Consider the following 15,332-nt stretch of genomic DNA (forward strand, 5'->3'; position numbering starts at 1 on the left):
ATAACTTTGTTAAAAAATATATGCTTGCGATGAGTCGTTTTGTAAAAGGTCGTTATATCTCGTTCTGTCTCGGTTGCATTGTTGTCATCGGGATATTACAAACGTTATTTATCAAACTGGTGGGTTGGATCCCTTCCTTTTCACCGTTTCTGTTCCCGACGCTCACCATTTTCTTGCTGGTATTTCACCTGTTTATTGCCTGTTTTATGCTAATGAAATACTGGTGTGACAGGAAACGGTTGTATCTGGTAGCGATCGCCTTCGCCTTTGCCGGTTCGGCATTGTTGATGATTGGCACGCTGTCGAGTTTCCCGGCCTGGCTGGATCTCTATCAATTCAATGTCGTCAACTATAACGATGCGATGATTTACTACATGTTCCGCCATCTGTTAATGGCGATACTGATCATCGTCTCGGCATTACTCTACATCACGCGGAGTCGACCACTGTCACGGCTGGCGCATGTTTCAATTATTAGCGGGTTATTTGTCTTTACCTTTTGTGCCGTGTTTCTGGCCTGGGTCTATTCAAGTCATTCAGATTTGTTATCAATTGACCTGATGGATAATGAAACCCGCCAGTTTATGGTTCTCTGGAGCCAGTGCATTAATATTTCATTAATTGTCCTGTGGATAGTGACATTAGCAACGCTGATGTTTATTACGCGCGTACGCAATCTTTTCTGGGTCGGAGGGAATTTCCTTTGCGTCTGTTATGTGGTCACGCTGTCAATGCTGTTAGTGGGTGGGCATGCCGAAGATATCTCCTGGTATCGCGCCCGTTTATTTGAAACCGTCGCGACGCTGCTTATTATTTTTGTCCTGCTTTACGATGTTTTCAATTTGTATCGTGAATCACATTTAAAGTATCAGCAGTCTTATCAGAACTCGATTCGCGATCCGCTGACGCGTCTTTATAACCGCAGTTATTTTTATGATTCATTAAATCAGGCGCTGGCTATCGCCAAAGCCAACCGTCCGGTTTCCGTGATTGTCAGCGATCTCGATCGCTTCAAACGCATCAACGACAACTACGGGCACTTGCAGGGAGACAAAGTGCTGCAGTTTGTCTCTAACCTGCTGATGGATTCCGTGCGACCGCAAGATATCGCGGCACGCATCGGCGGCGAGGAGTTTGTCCTGATGCTGGAAAATACCTCTTCAGAAGAAGCACGCCAGGTCGCTGAACGCATCCGTATAAAGTTAAGCAGCTTTGATAAAGCCAGCAGTGAGGGGCAACTGCCCGAGCCGATTACGATCAGTATGGGCGTCTTCACGGCAACATCGCCGGACATAACCGCCGAGAAGTGTGTAGAAAGTGCGGATAAGGCGATGTACGAGGCCAAAGAGACTGGCCGAAACCGCGTGGTGATTTTCCAGTAAAAAGAGAAAGGCCTTGCTCATGCAAGGCCTTTTTTTACTTCTCAGTCGCGTGACTGCAACTCATGAATGTTTTGCTCAAGGCGTCCAATAAGTCTGATGAGCATTTCCAGTTCTTCAGGTGATACCCCGGACAGGATTTCACCTCGCGTTTTGCTGATAACGGCTTCCATCTCAGTAATGATAGGCGCCGCTTTTTCCGTCAGTTTAATCCGCTTCGCGCGACGATCGCTGGCACAGGTTTGCCGGGAGATAAGTCCTTTCTCTTCCAGCTGATCGAGCGTGCGCACCAGTGACGGTTGCTCAATACCGATCGCTTTTGCCAGTTGAATTTGCGACTGCTCGGGCGGTAGCTGATGAATGTTATGCAGCGTGACCCAATGCGTCTGTGTCAATTCCAGAGGTTTCAGGCGATGGTCAATCAGAGCACGCCAGACGCGTACCAACCTTGCCAGATCAGAACCTAATGGCGATTCCAATTTCATCTCCTTATAATTAGCTTGCTAAGTTATTATACTGATTTTAGAATAGTGTGCAGTATTTGTATTGCCAAAACAAATGCATTACTGCATTCAACATTAATAAAAGTATGATTTACACTGAATACTCATGTTACATCATTAAGACAGCCCATCGTGGCACTCAGTTCACTGCAAAGGACCACTGCTCGTGACGTTCTCGTTAAACTCCACGGGGTTACCCCTCCAGGACCTGATCTTTGGTGCATCAGTCTATTTTCCTCCCCTGTTTAAAGCCGTACTGGTGGGCTTTGCTATCTGGCTTGTCGCACACCGGCTCCTGCGAGACTGGATGTATTCCGGCGAGATCTGGCACCCCATGCTGATGGATCTCTCCCTGTTTGCCCTCTCCGTATGCCTGGGCCTTGCTGTGTTGACCGTGTGGTGAATATGTCTCTGAAAACGCTGAAATACTTTTCCACTCTTGTTGTTCTGGCGCTGGCGCTGGTTGCCGGTTGGTGGATGTGGAACTACTACATGCAGTCCCCCTGGACACGCGACGGTAAAATTCGCGCAGAGCAGGTCAGCATCACACCGCAGGTGTCCGGAAGCATCACGACGCTTCTTGTTAAGGATAACCAGTTCGTCAAAAAGGGAGACGTTTTATTCCGTATTGATGATACGCCCTTTCATATCGCCATCCTCAACGCCCAGGCACAGCTAGCGAAAGCGCAGTCCGATCTCGCGAAAGCCAACAACGAAGCGACCCGCCGTCGGCATTTGTCGCAAAACTATATCTCTGCCGAAGATTTAGACACTGCCAACATAAACGTTAAGGCTATGCAAGCCAGCGTTAACGTGGCGGAAGCTACGCTCAAGCAGGCGCAGTGGGCGTTAACGCAAACGGTGGTAGAAGCACCGGTCGATGGCTGGGTGACAAACCTCTCTGCCCGCGTGGGGAACTATGCCACTACCGGTCAACCCGTTTTTGCCTTAGTCGACAGCCACTCTTTTTATGTTGTGGGCTATTTTGAAGAGACCAAGCTTCGCCATATTCAGGAAGGGGCACCTGCAACTATCACACTCTATAGCGGCTCGAAAAGGTTACAGGGTCACGTTTCCAGCATTGGGCGCGCCATTTACGATCAAAGCGTTGAGACGGATTCCGGCCTGGTACCCGATATTAAACCTAACGTTCCGTGGGTTCGTCTGGCACAGCGCGTTCCGGTTCGCGTAGAGTTTGATAACCTGCCCCAGCATCTCACGCTGGTTTCAGGCACGACCTGTACTGTTTCTATCGGAACACGCAGATGAACCTTCGGGTGCTCTCCTGGCAAAACCTTCCGTGGGTAAAAGCGTCGCGCCCTCAGTGGCGTTACGCGCTGCGAAACGGCATTGCCATGTGCCTTGCGCTGACCGTCGCCTATTACCTGAATCTGGATGAACCCTATTGGGCGATGACCTCTGCGGCGGTGGTAAGCTTCCCGACCGTCGGTGGGGTCATCAGCAAAAGTCTGGGGCGCGTGGCCGGGAGCCTGCTGGGAGCCACCGCAGCGTTAATCATTGCGGGGCATACGCTAAACGATCCGTGGCTCTTTTTATTGAGCATGGCGGCCTGGCTGGGGTTTTGTACCTGGGCCTGCGCCCATTTTACCAATAACGTTGCCTACGCATTCCAGCTGGCGGGTTATACCGCCGCCATTATTGCCTTTCCCGTCGTGAATGTACTCGACACCACCGAGCTATGGGACATCGCCCAGGCGCGTGTCTGTGAAGTGATTGTCGGCATTCTTAGCGGTGGGTTTATGATGATGATCCTGCCCAGTACCTCCGACGGGACAGCGCTTATCACCGCCCTGAAGACCATGCATGCCCGCTTACTGGAGCATGCAAGCCTTCTCTGGCAGCCAGATACCAACGATGAAATCCGTCTGGCCCACGAAAAGGTCATCGGGCAGATCCTGACCATGAATCTTCTGCGCATTCAGGCCTTCTGGAGCCACTATCGCTTTCGTCGGCAGAACAAACTCCTCAACTATTTGCTGCATCAGCAGTTGCGGATGACCAGCGCTATCTCCAGCCTGCGTCGAATGCTGCTCAACTGGCCCGCGCCGCCCGCCAACACGCGCGCCGTCATTGATACCTTACTAGCTGCCCTCGCCCGCCCGGATACGGACATCTACACCGTGGCAAGGATCATCGCCCCGCTCGCTCCCGTCGATGAATACGATTACCGCCACCGCGCGTTCTGGCAGCGCCTGAACTATTTTTGTCGGCTGTATCTGCGAAGCAGTCGCTGGATCAACGCGGTCGAAAATGCCACTCCAATAACGGAATTCACCGTCCCCAGCAGCCCGGCGCTGGCACGCCACACCGACTATATGGAAGCGCTGTGGAGCGGTTTTCGCACCTTTTGCGCCCTTACCCTCGTTGGCGCGTGGAGCATCACCACGCAGTGGGAATCCGGCTCTGCGGCCTTGACGCTTGCCGCCATCAGCTGCGTGCTCTATTCCGTTGCCGCGTCACCGTTTAACTCGCTTACGCTGCTGTTACGCACGCTGCTGTTGCTGTCGCTGTTCAGTTTTGTGGTGAAGTTTGGATTGATGGTTCAGATAAGCGACCTGTGGCAGTTCCTGCTGTTCCTGTTCCCGCTGTTAACCACCATGCAGCTGCTGAAGCTGCAAATGCCCAGGCTGGCCGGTCTTTGGGGACAGCTGATTGTCTTTATGGGGTCGTTTATCTCTGTGACGAATCCACCGGTGTATGATTACGCCGACTTTCTCAATGACAATCTGGCGAAGATCCTCGGCGTGGGTCTGGCGTGGCTGGCGTTCGCCGTACTACGGCCGGGTTCTGATGCGCGTAAAAGCCGCAGACATATCCGTGAGCTAAGGCGGGGATTTGTCGACCAGCTTAGCCGTAAACCGCATCTGCGTGAAAGCGAGTATGAATCGCTGGTTTATCACCATGTCAGCCAGCTCAATAATAGCCAGGACTCTCTTTCCCGCCGCTGGCTGTTACGCTGGGGCGTGGTACTGCTGAACTGTTCACACGTCGTCTGGCAGCTTCGTGCGTGGGAAACGCGTTCCGACCCGCTGTCGCAGGTGCGCGATGTCTGCCTCTCCCTGCTACGCGATGTAATGAGTGAGAGCGGCGTCCAGCAGCGGCCGCTGGAAACCACGCTGGCTGAACTGCAGCGGATCTGCGATACCCTTGCGCGGCATCATCTGCTCGCGGCTCGTGATTTGGCCTCGATAATCTGGCGCCTGCACTGCTCGCTGTCGCAGCTGGAACAGGCACCGCCACCGGGAACGATTGGGGATCAGATCACGCCACAGGCATAGCGTGCTCCGCCACCCCCGAGGGGTTTAGGCTGATCGGACATGTTATCGCCGCCGACATGGATCATTAGCGCTTTCCCTTTCACCTCGTCCAGCTTTTTCAGACGAGGTGCCACCACGGGATCCGTCGCTTTACCGTCATTGTTCACCACCAGCACAGGCAAATCGCCTAAATGCCCCATTCCCTCCGGGCCTTCATGCTTGCCGGAATGCTGCGGATCGAGGTGACCCCCTGCTGCTTCCGCCGCCGACGGTTTGCCTTCTTTTAATGCAGGCTGACAGCTGCCTTTAGCATGGACATGGAAACCATGTTCACCGGGAGGAAGTGCTTTGAGGTTGGGGACGAACTCCAGCCCTTTATCGGTCTCCGTGATCTTCACCGTACCGATGGACTGACCTACCCCCTGTGAGGTGACGAGATTCATTTCTACTTCGTCGCTGGCTGCCTGCGCCCCTGCGCAAACAACCAGCGTGACCAATGCCAGAGCAAAACGCTTCATATGACCTCCGCTGGTTATTTTTTGCCCCTTAAGTGTATACCAGAGGCAAAGATTTCACCGGAAAGTCACCTTATGGCGGTTTATGGCACGTCGTAACCCAGCGCGGCCTTGCGGATGCGGAACCACTGCTGACGGCTCATCTGCAGCTCTTCGGCCGCCAACGCGGACCGCACACGCTCAATTTTACCCGAACCGATAATCGGCAGTGGTTTAGACGGCAGACGCAGGATCCACGCATAGACCACCTGCTCAATGCTTTCGGCATTCAGTTCGCGGGCAACGGTTTCCAGCTCGTCACGCAGGGGCTGGAATTCATCGTCATTGAACAAACGACCGCCGCCTAGGCACGACCACGCCATAGGACGGATGCGCAGCTGCTGCAGCTGATCGAGCGTACCATCCAGCAGCAGCGGCTGGTGTACTGGAGAGATCTCGACCTGATTAGTGGCCAGGGTAAACGGCAGACGCGATTGCAGGAGCGCAAACTGCGCCGGGGTGAAGTTAGACACGCCAAAGTGTCGGACTTTGCCACTCTGGTGCAGATTCAGAAACGCTTCCGCCACCTCATCGGCATCCATCAACGGGTCCGGACGATGGATTAGCAGCAGATCGATATGATCGGTTGCCAGATTCACCAGAGATTGTTCGGCACTTTTAATAATGTGTGCGCTGTCGGTAATGTAATGGCCGAGGGTGTTTTCAGGTTTCGCGGTGGTGGCGATCCCGCACTTGGTGACGATCTCCATCCGCTGACGCAGGGCTGGCACCAGCTTTAGCGCCTCGCCGAAGGCGGCTTCACACTGATAGCCGCCATAGATGTCGGCATGATCGACGGTGGTGATGCCTAAATCGAGATGCTCTTCAATGAAGCTTGCCAGCTGAAGCGGGGACATATTCCAGTCCATCAAACGCCAGTAGCCCATGACAAAACGGGAGAATTCCGGGCCCTGCGGGGCAAGGGTAATACGCTGAACCATAACATTTTCCTCAAGAACGTGATGTCATGAGTATACGCAATTACCGTGTTAAAACAGTGAAGGTTGCTGGGGTTCTTCGGTTTCCCCCGCTTTGTTTGCGCGAATTTTGCGCAGCAGGCGCTGTCGGCAGAGGCGAAGCACGTCCTGCTTTTGCGTATCGCTAAAGTTTTGCCAGTTAAACCGCTCGTCACGGGTACGCATACACCCACGGCAATAGCCGCGTTCATCCACCTGACAAATCCCCCGGCACGGGCTCTGGATGGGGAAAAATTCCAGTTGCTCTGCCACACTCACCTCCACAAACCGACCATCACTTACAGTGAAGACGTTATGCGCCTACTGTGCAAGAGATTTACCACCGTTTTGTGGCATTAAGGTTTCACTAATCTTCCCTCTCTATACTCGCCGCATCACTATAAAGAATGGTTTGCTTATGATGTGGTTTGCAAAAAAGTTACACTGTAACGATATTAAATTCACTCTGGGTTGTGCGCTTTTCTTCACTGCGCTAAATGCACTTTTTATTCAGCGCAGCTGGGCCATTATCGCCCCTGCACATCTGCACGATATCCTCTTTGCCGCTTCCGTACCGCTGGTGCTGTTCTGCGGCTGGGTAATTGTTTTTAGCCTGCTTAATATTCCCTTTATTCGTAAGCCGCTGCTGATTGTCCTGACCATGGGATGTGCTGCCGCGACCTACTTTATGTACACCTACGGCGCGGTTATCGATCAGAACATGATTGTGAACGTGTTTGAAACCAATTCCCAGGAAGCCACGGCACTGCTCACGCCGCAGATGATCCTGTGGATTGCCGTTGCTGGTATTGTCCCTTCCGTCATACTCGCACTGACGCGGATCCGTACCGGGAAATGGTGGTATGCCCTCCTGATGCGCTTTGCAGCAATGCTGGGGGCACTTCTGGTCATTATTCTGGTGGCTGCTGTCTTTTATAAAGATTACGCCTCGCTGTTTCGGAATAATAAAAGCATTGTCAAAATGGTCACGCCGGCGAACTACGTCAGCGCCGTCGTGAAATACAGCAAAATGCGCTGGTTTGCGGGCGACCAAACGCTGGTACGCATCGGTGAAGATGCCCATAAAGGCCCACTGATTGCCGGGCAGCAGAAAAAAACCGTGCTGGTGCTGGTCGTCGGTGAAGCCTCACGCGCGGCAAACTACTCGCTCAACGGTTACGGGCGCGAAACTAACCCGGAACTGAAAAAGCAAGACGTCATTAACTTCCCGCAGGCCTCGTCCTGTGGTACCGAAACCGCCGTTTCTGTCCCTTGTATGTTCTCCGGCATGACCCGGAAAAAATACGATGCCGACCTCGCGCGTCACCAGGAAGGTCTGCTCGACGTGCTTAACCATGCAGGTGTCAATCTGCTGTGGCGCGATAACGACGGCGGCTGTAAAGGTGCCTGCGACCGTGTGCCGCACACGGACATGACGCAGTGGAAACTGGATCAATTCTGCAAAGACAAAACCTGTATTGATGATGTGAATCTCTATCGTCTGGATAATGTGCTGGACGGTCTGAAGCAAGACACGGTATTGGTTATCCATCTGATGGGCAGTCACGGTCCGGCGTATAACAAACGCTATCCGGACAGTTTCCGAAAATTTACGCCAACCTGTGATACCAACGAAATTCAGGACTGCGATCATCAGGCGCTGATGAATACCTATGACAACACCATCCTCTATACCGACAGTGTGGTCAGTAAAACGATTGACGCCTTAAAAGCCCGTCAGGCCAACATGAATACGGCGCTGATTTATCTTTCCGATCACGGTGAATCACTGGGTGAAAGCGGGATTTATCTGCACGGTACGCCCTACATGCTGGCGCCCGAGCAGCAAACGCATATTCCCTTTATGTTCTGGCTCTCCCCTGACTACGCGAAAAATTATGGCGTCAACGAGCAGTGTTTGCGTGACCATGCAGCAAAAGATGCGGTATCGCAGGACAATTTGTTCGCCACCGTACTGGGCATGATGGACGTGAAATCAACGGTTTATCAGCAACAGATGGATATTTTGTCGCCATGTCGTCACTCAGCAAGCTTGCATTAGACCGAACGGTCTATTAGAGTGCCCCCATGAGCAGACACACTGAACACGATACACGCGAACATTTACTGGCAACCGGCGAGCGTCTTTGCATGCACCGCGGGTTTACCGGTATGGGGTTGAGTGAGTTACTGAAAACCGCTGAGGTGCCGAAGGGGTCGTTTTATCACTACTTCCGCTCCAAAGAAGCCTTCGGCGTGGCCATGCTGGAGCGGCACTACGCCAGCTACCATCAGCGCCTTGCCACCCACTTCGCCAGCGGTGCAGGTAACTACCGGGATCGTGTTCTGAACTACTATCAGGAAACGCTGACGCAGTTCTGTCAGCAGGGCATCATCAGCGGTTGCCTGACGGTCAAACTATCTGCGGAAGTGTGCGATCTCTCCGAAGATATGCGCGCGGCGATGGATAAAGGTGCCAGCGGGGTTATCGCCCTGCTCGCACAGGCGCTGGCGAAGGGGCGTGATGAAAACACGCTCTCCTTCCCCGGTGACCCGCTTACACAGGCTCAGGTTTTATACTCCCTCTGGTTAGGAGCCAACCTGCAGGCCAAGATTTCTCGCAGTGCCGTGCCGCTCGAAAGCGCGCTGGCACATGTAAAAAGCAGTATTACTGCGCCTGGCGCTTAGCAGGCGTTTTTATTTACGTTATTACTAGTCGACTGGTCTACTCAGGAGTCGTTATGTCCGCTGAAAAGTTATTTACCCCACTGAAAGTGGGCGCCGTTACCGTGCCAAACCGTGTGTTTATGGCCCCGCTGACCCGTCTTCGCAGCATCGAGCCGGGTGACATCCCAACGCCTCTGATGGGTGAATATTACCGTCAGCGCGCAAGCTCAGGCCTTATCATCTCAGAAGCCACGCAGATTTCAGCCCAGGCGAAAGGCTATGCCGGTGCGCCCGGTCTGCACAGCCCGGAGCAGATTGCCGCGTGGAAGAAAATCACCGCAGGCGTGCACGCAGAAGATGGCCGCATTGCGGTTCAGCTGTGGCACACCGGCCGTATCTCGCACAGCAGCATCCAGCCTGGCGGTCAGGCACCGGTCTCTGCTTCTGCCCTGAGCGCAAATACCCGAACGTCCCTGCGCGATGAAAACGGCAATGCAATCCGCGTCGATACCTCCATGCCGCGCGCGCTGGAGCTGAACGAGATCCCTGGCATCGTGAACGATTTCCGTCAGGCCGTGGCGAACGCCCGTGAAGCCGGTTTCGACCTGGTTGAGCTGCACTCTGCACACGGTTACCTGCTGCACCAGTTCCTGTCACCGTCCTCTAACCACCGCACGGACCAGTACGGCGGCAGCGTTGAAAACCGCGCGCGTCTGGTCCTGGAAGTGGTGGATGCGGTGTGTAAAGAGTGGAGCGCAGACCGTATTGGTATTCGCGTCTCTCCAATTGGTTCTTTCCAGAACGTCGACAACGGCCCGAACGAAGAAGCGGACGCGCTGTATCTGATTGAAGAGCTGGCGAAACGCGGTATTGCTTATCTGCACATGTCCGAGCCGGACTGGGCAGGCGGCCAGCCCTACACAGAAGCATTCCGCCAGAAAGTGCGCGAGCGCTTCCACGGTGTGATCATCGGTGCGGGTGCCTATACCCCAGAAAAAGCGGAAGATCTGATCGGCAAAGGCCTGATCGACGCCGTCGCGTTTGGCCGTGACTTTATTGCGAACCCGGATCTGGTTGCCCGTCTGCAGAAGAAAGCGGAGCTGAACCCACAGCGCCCTGAAAGCTTCTACGGCGGCGGCGCGGAAGGCTATACCGACTACCCTTCGCTGTAATCCCCCATTGTGCATTGATAGCGGCGACATTTCGCCGCTATACTAAAACATCGTTTCTGTTCAAAAAGATACTCCATTCTATTGGTTAATGAGGAAATTATGCGCCTACTTCACACCATGCTGCGCGTTGGCGACCTGCAACGTTCCATCAATTTCTACACTAACGTTCTGGGCATGACGCTGCTGCGCACCAGCGAAAACCCAGAATACAAATACTCGCTGGCGTTCGTGGGTTACGGCCCGGAAACCGATGAAGCCGTCATCGAGCTGACCTATAACTGGGGCGTAGACAGCTATGAGCTTGGCACCGCATACGGTCATATCGCGCTGGAAGTGGACAACGCAGCGGAAGCCTGCGAGCGCATCCGCAGTAACGGCGGCAACGTTACACGTGAAGCGGGCCCGGTAAAAGGCGGCACCACCGTGATTGCGTTTGTTGAAGATCCCGACGGTTATAAAATCGAACTGATCGAAGCCAAAGACGCTGGCCGCGGTCTGGGCAACTGATCCCGCAGGGCGCACTATGCGCCCGTAGTTTTACTGCATCCCCTCTCAAAATTTGCCATAATGCGCACTGCTTTTTTCCCCTTGTAAGAGACCCTGATGTCCGATAACGCTCAATTTACCGGTCTGTGCGACCGTTTTCGTGGTTTTTATCCCGTTGTCATTGATGTAGAAACAGCCGGATTTAACGCTAAAACCGATGCGCTGCTTGAAATTGCCGCCATCACGCTGAAGATGGATGAACAGGGCTGGCTTACACCGGACACCACGCTGCATTTCCATGTTGAACCTTTCGAAGGGGCAAACCTGCAGCCTGAGGCGCTGGCCTTTAACGGTATCGATCCGAAAAACCCGTTACGTGGCGCGGTCAGCGAATATGACGCGCTGCACGCCATTTTTAAAATGGTGCGCAAAGGCATGAAAGAGAATGACTGTAGCCGCGCCATTATGGTGGCCCACAACGCGACGTTCGACCACAGCTTTACGATGGCCGCCGCAGAGCGCGCCTCGCTGAAACGCAACCCGTTCCATCCGTTTGTGACCTTTGACACCGCAGCGCTAAGCGGTCTGGCGCTGGGACAAACGGTGCTGTCCAAAGCCTGCATCACGGCAGGGATTGAGTTTGACGGCACCCAGGCGCACTCGGCGCTCTACGATACAGAGCGTACGGCAGAACTGTTCTGTGAAATTGTGAACCGCTGGAAACGTCTGGGCGGCTGGCCTTTGCCGATGGATGATGAGGCCGATCGCCAATCGTAGGCCGGGTAAGCGCAGCGCCACCCGGCAAAAAAAAAGCGACCACACTAAGCGGGTCGCTTTTTTATTAACGCAGAAACTTACTCTGCGTCTGGTTCTTCCGTTTTGTACTTCGCCGCCGTCTCTTTGATCAGCTGCTGCAGTTCGCCACGCTGATACATTTCAATCAGGATGTCGCAACCGCCCACCAGCTCACCGTCAACCCACAGCTGTGGGAAAGTCGGCCAGTTTGCGTATTTTGGCAGCTCAGCGCGGATGTCCGGGTTCTGCAGGATATCAACGTAAGCAAAACGCTCACCACAGGCAGATAACGCCTGAACCGCTTGCGCAGAGAAACCGCAGCTTGGCAGCTTCGGAGAACCTTTCATGTACAGGAGAATCGGGTTTTCAGCGATTTGTTGCTGAATTTTTTCAATAGTGGTGCTCATGTCTTGCTTCCTTTAACTTCTGTTACGGCATTAGTCTGACATTGTAGCGGTTCAGACAGACATCGGAAAATAACATTTTTGTCACGTCTTACTATTTTAACGGCTAACGCTAAAAGATGCATTGCAAATGACGTTTATCCCTGTTTGCCGTACGGTTTTGCTTAGGGAGTGAACAATAGTGCGACAGAACGATGAATTTTTTTGCACTTGCTAACGAAACATGATTTTAGAATGAAAAATGCTATTAACTTCTCGGGTTTTTATGGATTAGAATCGACAGGCTTTGTAAATCATACGCGGGTATTATTGATGGCCTGCATTAATCAGGGGACTGCCCAGTGGCGCGGATAAATAAAATCTCGATCACGCTCTGTGCTTTACTGTTTACATCACTCACTTTCACGCCAGCGGCGAACGCCTCTGAACAGGCGCGGCATTCTGCTGTACAAAAATCGCATCTGGTTAAGTCCACAGAACGTAAGAAAAAAACCACCAGCAAGACCGTAAAGAAAAAAACACCCACACCGACCAAAAAGACCGCCTCCAGCAAGACGAAAACATCCCCAACCCACACCGCACATTCTAGCCGACGTAAAGCCTCGCAAACGGCCGCCAACCTCGTGACAGAAAAATGCACTACGCGTAAAGGTCACAAAGCGAAGTGCACGAAAGTCACGAAATTAGCCGAAGTGCATAAAGTCCGTATGCAGAAAGCGCAAAAAACGGCGATGAATAAATTAATGGGGCAAATAGGTAAACCGTATCACTGGGGTGGCACTTCTCCGCGTACGGGTTTCGATTGCAGTGGCCTGGTCTATTACGCTTATAAAGACCTGGTGAAGTTCCGTATTCCGCGTACCGCTAATGAGATGTACCACCTGCGCGACGCCGCACCGGTCAATCGTGGTGAGCTGGAGAACGGTGACCTGGTGTTCTTCCGTACCCAGGGTCGCGGCACGGCTGACCATGTCGGGGTCTATGTCGGCAACGGAAAATTCATTCAGTCACCGCGTAGCGGCCAGGACATCCAGATTACCTCACTCAGTGAAGACTACTGGGTGCGTCATTACGTTGGCGCGCGCCGTGTGATGACGCCAAAAACCATTCGCTAACCCCTGCCCTGCCGCACGCGTGGCAGGGTAAGTTCCTCTTTTGCATACTCTTTCAATTTGCTATCCTTTCCCTGTTGTCTGTAGGGTTATTGACAACGTACAAATAAAATAAGGAGAGAAGCAATGTCGTTCGAATTACCTGCACTACCGTATGCAAAAGACGCCCTGGCACCACACATTTCTGCGGAAACGCTGGAGTACCATTACGGCAAACATCATCAAACCTATGTCACCAATCTGAACAACCTCATTAAAGGTACCGATTTCGAAGGCAAAACGCTGGAAGAGATCGTCCGTAGCTCAGAGGGTGGCGTGTTTAACAACGCGGCTCAGGTGTGGAACCACACCTTCTACTGGCACTGCCTGGCGCCAAATGCCGGTGGTGAACCTGACGGTGAACTGGCAAGCGCCATTAACGCCGCTTTTGGCAGCTTCGCGGACTTCAAGGCGAAGTTTACCGATGCGGCCATCAAAAACTTCGGTTCCGGCTGGACGTGGCTGGTCAAAGAAGCGGATGGCAAGCTGGCTATCGTTTCCACCTCTAATGCGGGCACCCCGCTGACCACCAGCGCTAAACCGCTGATGACCGTGGACGTATGGGAACACGCTTACTACATTGATTACCGTAACGCGCGTCCTAACTATCTGGAGCACTTCTGGGCACTGGCTAACTGGGACTTTGTGGCGAAGAACTTCGCCGCGTAAGAGACACGCAGAAGGGTTCGCCCTTCTGCGTTTTTGTTTATTCCGCCGCGCAGGCAGCTTCTGGCTGTTTACGACCGGACATCAGCACTAACAGCAGGCCGAGTGCGGCAATAATTGCCCCCATCACCGGCACAAAACTGTATCCCAGCCCACCGGAAATCACCGCCCCGCCCGCTGCAGCCCCCAGCGCATTACCCAGGTTAAACGCACCGATATTCACGGAAGAAGAGAGACCTGGCGCTTCATGGGCGACACGCATCACCCGCATCTGCAGCGGTGGTACCACGGCAAAGGTGGCAGCACCCCACACGACCATTGCGATCGCCGCACCCCATTCGTTGCGTGCCAGCCACGGGATCGCAATCATGATGACAATCAGCAGGGTTAAAAAGCCTTTCAGCGTACCGCTCACGGAACGATCGGCCAGTTTCCCGCCCAGATAGTTACCGATAGAGAAGCCCACGCCTATCAGCACCAGCATCGCGGTAATAAAGATCGGCGTCGCGTGGGTAATATCGTGCAGCACCGGTGAAATATAGGTGTAGAGGGTAAACATCGCACCGGCCCCCAGCACCGTGGTCAGCAGCGCGGAAAGCACCTGAGGACGCATCAGCACCGACAGCTCTTTGCGCACGTCAGGACGTTCCCCGGCGCTCCCCTTCGGTAAGGAGAAGAACAGCGCCACCATCGCCACCACGCCCAGCCCTGCTGTCGCCAGGAAAGACATTCGCCAGCCAATGACTTCACCCAGCCAGGTGGCCGCAGGCACACCGCCTATGTTGGCGATCGTCAGCCCCATAAACATGGTCGCCACCGCGCTGGCCTGCTTGTGCTTCGGAACCACGCTTGCCGCAACAACCGAGCCCAGACCGAAAAATGCGCCGTGGTTCAGGCTGGTCAGAATACGCGACAGCATCAGAGTGGTGTAATCCGGCGCAATCGCGGAGAGCACGTTGCCCAGCGTAAAGATCGCCATCAAAAATATCAGCGCATTGCGACGCGCGCGGTGCGACAGCAGCAGCGTCATCAGCGGGGCCCCGACCATCACGCCGATGGCATAGGCGCTGATTAACATCCCGGCCGCAGGAATAGAGACGTCTACACCGCGTGCGATAACAGGCAGTAACCCCATCGGGGAAAATTCAGTGGTGCCGATCCCAAAGGCGCCAATCGCCAGGGCCAGCAGAGGAAAATTGATTTTCATGAGTCAACTCCGGATGCCGTGTCATCACGCGACACAGAACTAAGAAGTCAAAAGCATGACATCAATCACAAAATTTGAGAAGTTAACATTTTGGCAAAAGATTTTTGCCGGAGA

The 15,332-nt window shown here is 53.6% G+C and carries 17 protein-coding genes; 11 read left to right on the top strand and 6 right to left on the bottom strand.

Going from position 1 to position 15,332, the window contains the following annotated elements; all coding sequences use genetic code 11:
* Positions 1-20: 20 nt before the first annotated feature.
* Positions 21-1,382 carry a GGDEF domain-containing protein gene (locus HV355_RS14460; RefSeq protein ID WP_182402412.1) on the top strand — a complete coding sequence of 454 codons (1,362 nt, stop codon included), beginning with the start codon at positions 21-23 and terminating at the stop codon, positions 1,380-1,382.
* Positions 1,383-1,423: 41 nt separating this feature from the next.
* Here the strand turns inward: HV355_RS14460 and slyA are convergent, their stop codons facing one another.
* Positions 1,424-1,864 (bottom strand): transcriptional regulator SlyA, encoded by a 441-nt coding sequence (gene slyA / locus HV355_RS14465; RefSeq protein WP_182402414.1) that lies wholly within the window; start codon positions 1,862-1,864, stop codon positions 1,424-1,426.
* Positions 1,865-2,048: 184 nt separating this feature from the next.
* Here slyA and HV355_RS14470 point away from each other — a divergent pair, with 184 nt between their 5' ends.
* From HV355_RS14470 to HV355_RS14480, 3 genes are read left to right on the top strand one after another with little or no spacing between them, the layout of a single operon-like run.
* Positions 2,049-2,285 (top strand): DUF1656 domain-containing protein, encoded by a 237-nt coding sequence (locus HV355_RS14470; protein WP_010430338.1) that lies wholly within the window; start codon positions 2,049-2,051, stop codon positions 2,283-2,285.
* A gap of 2 nt (positions 2,286-2,287) precedes the next feature.
* Positions 2,288-3,151, top strand: coding sequence for an HlyD family secretion protein (locus HV355_RS14475; RefSeq protein WP_120158810.1), 864 nt, complete (start codon positions 2,288-2,290; stop codon positions 3,149-3,151).
* Positions 3,148-5,181, top strand: a complete 2,034-nt coding sequence (locus tag HV355_RS14480; RefSeq protein ID WP_182402416.1) for an FUSC family protein — start codon at positions 3,148-3,150, stop codon at positions 5,179-5,181. The genes HV355_RS14475 and HV355_RS14480 overlap by 4 nt, the downstream gene beginning before the upstream one ends.
* Here HV355_RS14480 and sodC read toward each other — a convergent pair.
* From sodC to HV355_RS14495, 3 genes are all read right to left on the bottom strand, one after another.
* On the bottom strand, positions 5,160-5,678 hold the full coding sequence (gene sodC / locus HV355_RS14485; protein WP_182402418.1) for a superoxide dismutase [Cu-Zn] SodC: 519 nt from the start codon (positions 5,676-5,678) through the stop codon (positions 5,160-5,162). The two genes, HV355_RS14480 and sodC, sit on opposite strands and share 22 nt — an antisense overlap.
* A gap of 80 nt (positions 5,679-5,758) precedes the next feature.
* Positions 5,759-6,655 (bottom strand): aldo/keto reductase family oxidoreductase, encoded by an 897-nt coding sequence (locus HV355_RS14490; RefSeq protein WP_126815396.1) that lies wholly within the window; start codon positions 6,653-6,655, stop codon positions 5,759-5,761.
* Between the two features lie 48 nt (positions 6,656-6,703).
* Complete coding sequence (locus tag HV355_RS14495) at positions 6,704-6,943, bottom strand: DUF1289 domain-containing protein (protein ID WP_010430327.1); 240 nt, start codon at positions 6,941-6,943, stop codon at positions 6,704-6,706.
* Between the two features lie 148 nt (positions 6,944-7,091).
* Between HV355_RS14495 and eptA the strand changes: the two genes are divergently transcribed.
* The 5 genes from eptA to rnt all read left to right on the top strand — a co-directional run bounded on the left by eptA (position 7,092) and on the right by rnt (position 11,772).
* Complete coding sequence (eptA, locus tag HV355_RS14500; RefSeq protein ID WP_182402531.1) at positions 7,092-8,732, top strand: phosphoethanolamine transferase EptA; 1,641 nt, start codon at positions 7,092-7,094, stop codon at positions 8,730-8,732.
* Between the two features lie 26 nt (positions 8,733-8,758).
* Positions 8,759-9,358 (top strand): TetR/AcrR family transcriptional regulator, encoded by a 600-nt coding sequence (locus HV355_RS14505; RefSeq protein WP_100166913.1) that lies wholly within the window; start codon positions 8,759-8,761, stop codon positions 9,356-9,358.
* 53 nt (positions 9,359-9,411) lie between these two features.
* On the top strand, positions 9,412-10,509 hold the full coding sequence (locus HV355_RS14510) for an alkene reductase (RefSeq protein ID WP_182402420.1): 1,098 nt from the start codon (positions 9,412-9,414) through the stop codon (positions 10,507-10,509).
* 99 nt (positions 10,510-10,608) lie between these two features.
* On the top strand, positions 10,609-11,016 hold the full coding sequence (gene gloA / locus HV355_RS14515; protein ID WP_010430317.1) for a lactoylglutathione lyase: 408 nt from the start codon (positions 10,609-10,611) through the stop codon (positions 11,014-11,016).
* 96 nt (positions 11,017-11,112) lie between these two features.
* Positions 11,113-11,772, top strand: coding sequence for a ribonuclease T (gene rnt, locus HV355_RS14520; RefSeq protein ID WP_042718996.1), 660 nt, complete (start codon positions 11,113-11,115; stop codon positions 11,770-11,772).
* Positions 11,773-11,849: 77 nt separating this feature from the next.
* Here the strand turns inward: rnt and grxD are convergent, their stop codons facing one another.
* Positions 11,850-12,197, bottom strand: a complete 348-nt coding sequence (gene grxD / locus HV355_RS14525) for a monothiol glutaredoxin 4 (RefSeq protein WP_010430312.1) — start codon at positions 12,195-12,197, stop codon at positions 11,850-11,852.
* Positions 12,198-12,535: 338 nt separating this feature from the next.
* Here grxD and HV355_RS14530 point away from each other — a divergent pair, with 338 nt between their 5' ends.
* Both HV355_RS14530 and sodB read left to right on the top strand, forming a co-directional pair.
* Positions 12,536-13,309, top strand: coding sequence for a C40 family peptidase (locus HV355_RS14530; RefSeq protein ID WP_120158815.1), 774 nt, complete (start codon positions 12,536-12,538; stop codon positions 13,307-13,309).
* A 123-nt stretch (positions 13,310-13,432) separates the two neighbouring features.
* On the top strand, positions 13,433-14,014 hold the full coding sequence (sodB, locus tag HV355_RS14535; protein WP_089599797.1) for a superoxide dismutase [Fe]: 582 nt from the start codon (positions 13,433-13,435) through the stop codon (positions 14,012-14,014).
* Between the two features lie 37 nt (positions 14,015-14,051).
* Here sodB and HV355_RS14540 read toward each other — a convergent pair whose 3' ends face one another.
* Positions 14,052-15,218, bottom strand: coding sequence for an MFS transporter (locus HV355_RS14540; RefSeq protein WP_010430305.1), 1,167 nt, complete (start codon positions 15,216-15,218; stop codon positions 14,052-14,054).
* Between the last annotated feature and the right edge of the window lie 114 nt (positions 15,219-15,332).

Origin of the sequence: Enterobacter sp. RHBSTW-01064 (assembly GCF_014103035.1) — a bacterium.
In the GTDB taxonomy this organism is placed as follows: Bacteria; Pseudomonadota; Gammaproteobacteria; order Enterobacterales; family Enterobacteriaceae; genus Enterobacter; species Enterobacter mori.

What these genes read in the sequence shown, in the direction of transcription:
- HV355_RS14460 (WP_182402412.1), top strand. Translation starts at nt 21, where the DNA reads ATGCTTGCGATGAGTCGTTTTGTAAAAGGTCGTTATATCTCGTTCTGT.
- slyA (WP_182402414.1), bottom strand. Translation starts at nt 1,864, where the DNA reads ATGAAATTGGAATCGCCATTAGGTTCTGATCTGGCAAGGTTGGTACGC.
- HV355_RS14475 (WP_120158810.1), top strand. Translation starts at nt 2,288, where the DNA reads ATGTCTCTGAAAACGCTGAAATACTTTTCCACTCTTGTTGTTCTGGCG.
- HV355_RS14480 (WP_182402416.1), top strand. Translation starts at nt 3,148, where the DNA reads ATGAACCTTCGGGTGCTCTCCTGGCAAAACCTTCCGTGGGTAAAAGCG.
- sodC (WP_182402418.1), bottom strand. Translation starts at nt 5,678, where the DNA reads ATGAAGCGTTTTGCTCTGGCATTGGTCACGCTGGTTGTTTGCGCAGGG.
- HV355_RS14490 (WP_126815396.1), bottom strand. Translation starts at nt 6,655, where the DNA reads ATGGTTCAGCGTATTACCCTTGCCCCGCAGGGCCCGGAATTCTCCCGT.
- eptA (WP_182402531.1), top strand. Translation starts at nt 7,092, where the DNA reads ATGTGGTTTGCAAAAAAGTTACACTGTAACGATATTAAATTCACTCTG.
- HV355_RS14505 (WP_100166913.1), top strand. Translation starts at nt 8,759, where the DNA reads ATGAGCAGACACACTGAACACGATACACGCGAACATTTACTGGCAACC.
- HV355_RS14510 (WP_182402420.1), top strand. Translation starts at nt 9,412, where the DNA reads ATGTCCGCTGAAAAGTTATTTACCCCACTGAAAGTGGGCGCCGTTACC.
- gloA (WP_010430317.1), top strand. Translation starts at nt 10,609, where the DNA reads ATGCGCCTACTTCACACCATGCTGCGCGTTGGCGACCTGCAACGTTCC.
- rnt (WP_042718996.1), top strand. Translation starts at nt 11,113, where the DNA reads ATGTCCGATAACGCTCAATTTACCGGTCTGTGCGACCGTTTTCGTGGT.
- grxD (WP_010430312.1), bottom strand. Translation starts at nt 12,197, where the DNA reads ATGAGCACCACTATTGAAAAAATTCAGCAACAAATCGCTGAAAACCCG.
- sodB (WP_089599797.1), top strand. Translation starts at nt 13,433, where the DNA reads ATGTCGTTCGAATTACCTGCACTACCGTATGCAAAAGACGCCCTGGCA.
- HV355_RS14540 (WP_010430305.1), bottom strand. Translation starts at nt 15,218, where the DNA reads ATGAAAATCAATTTTCCTCTGCTGGCCCTGGCGATTGGCGCCTTTGGG.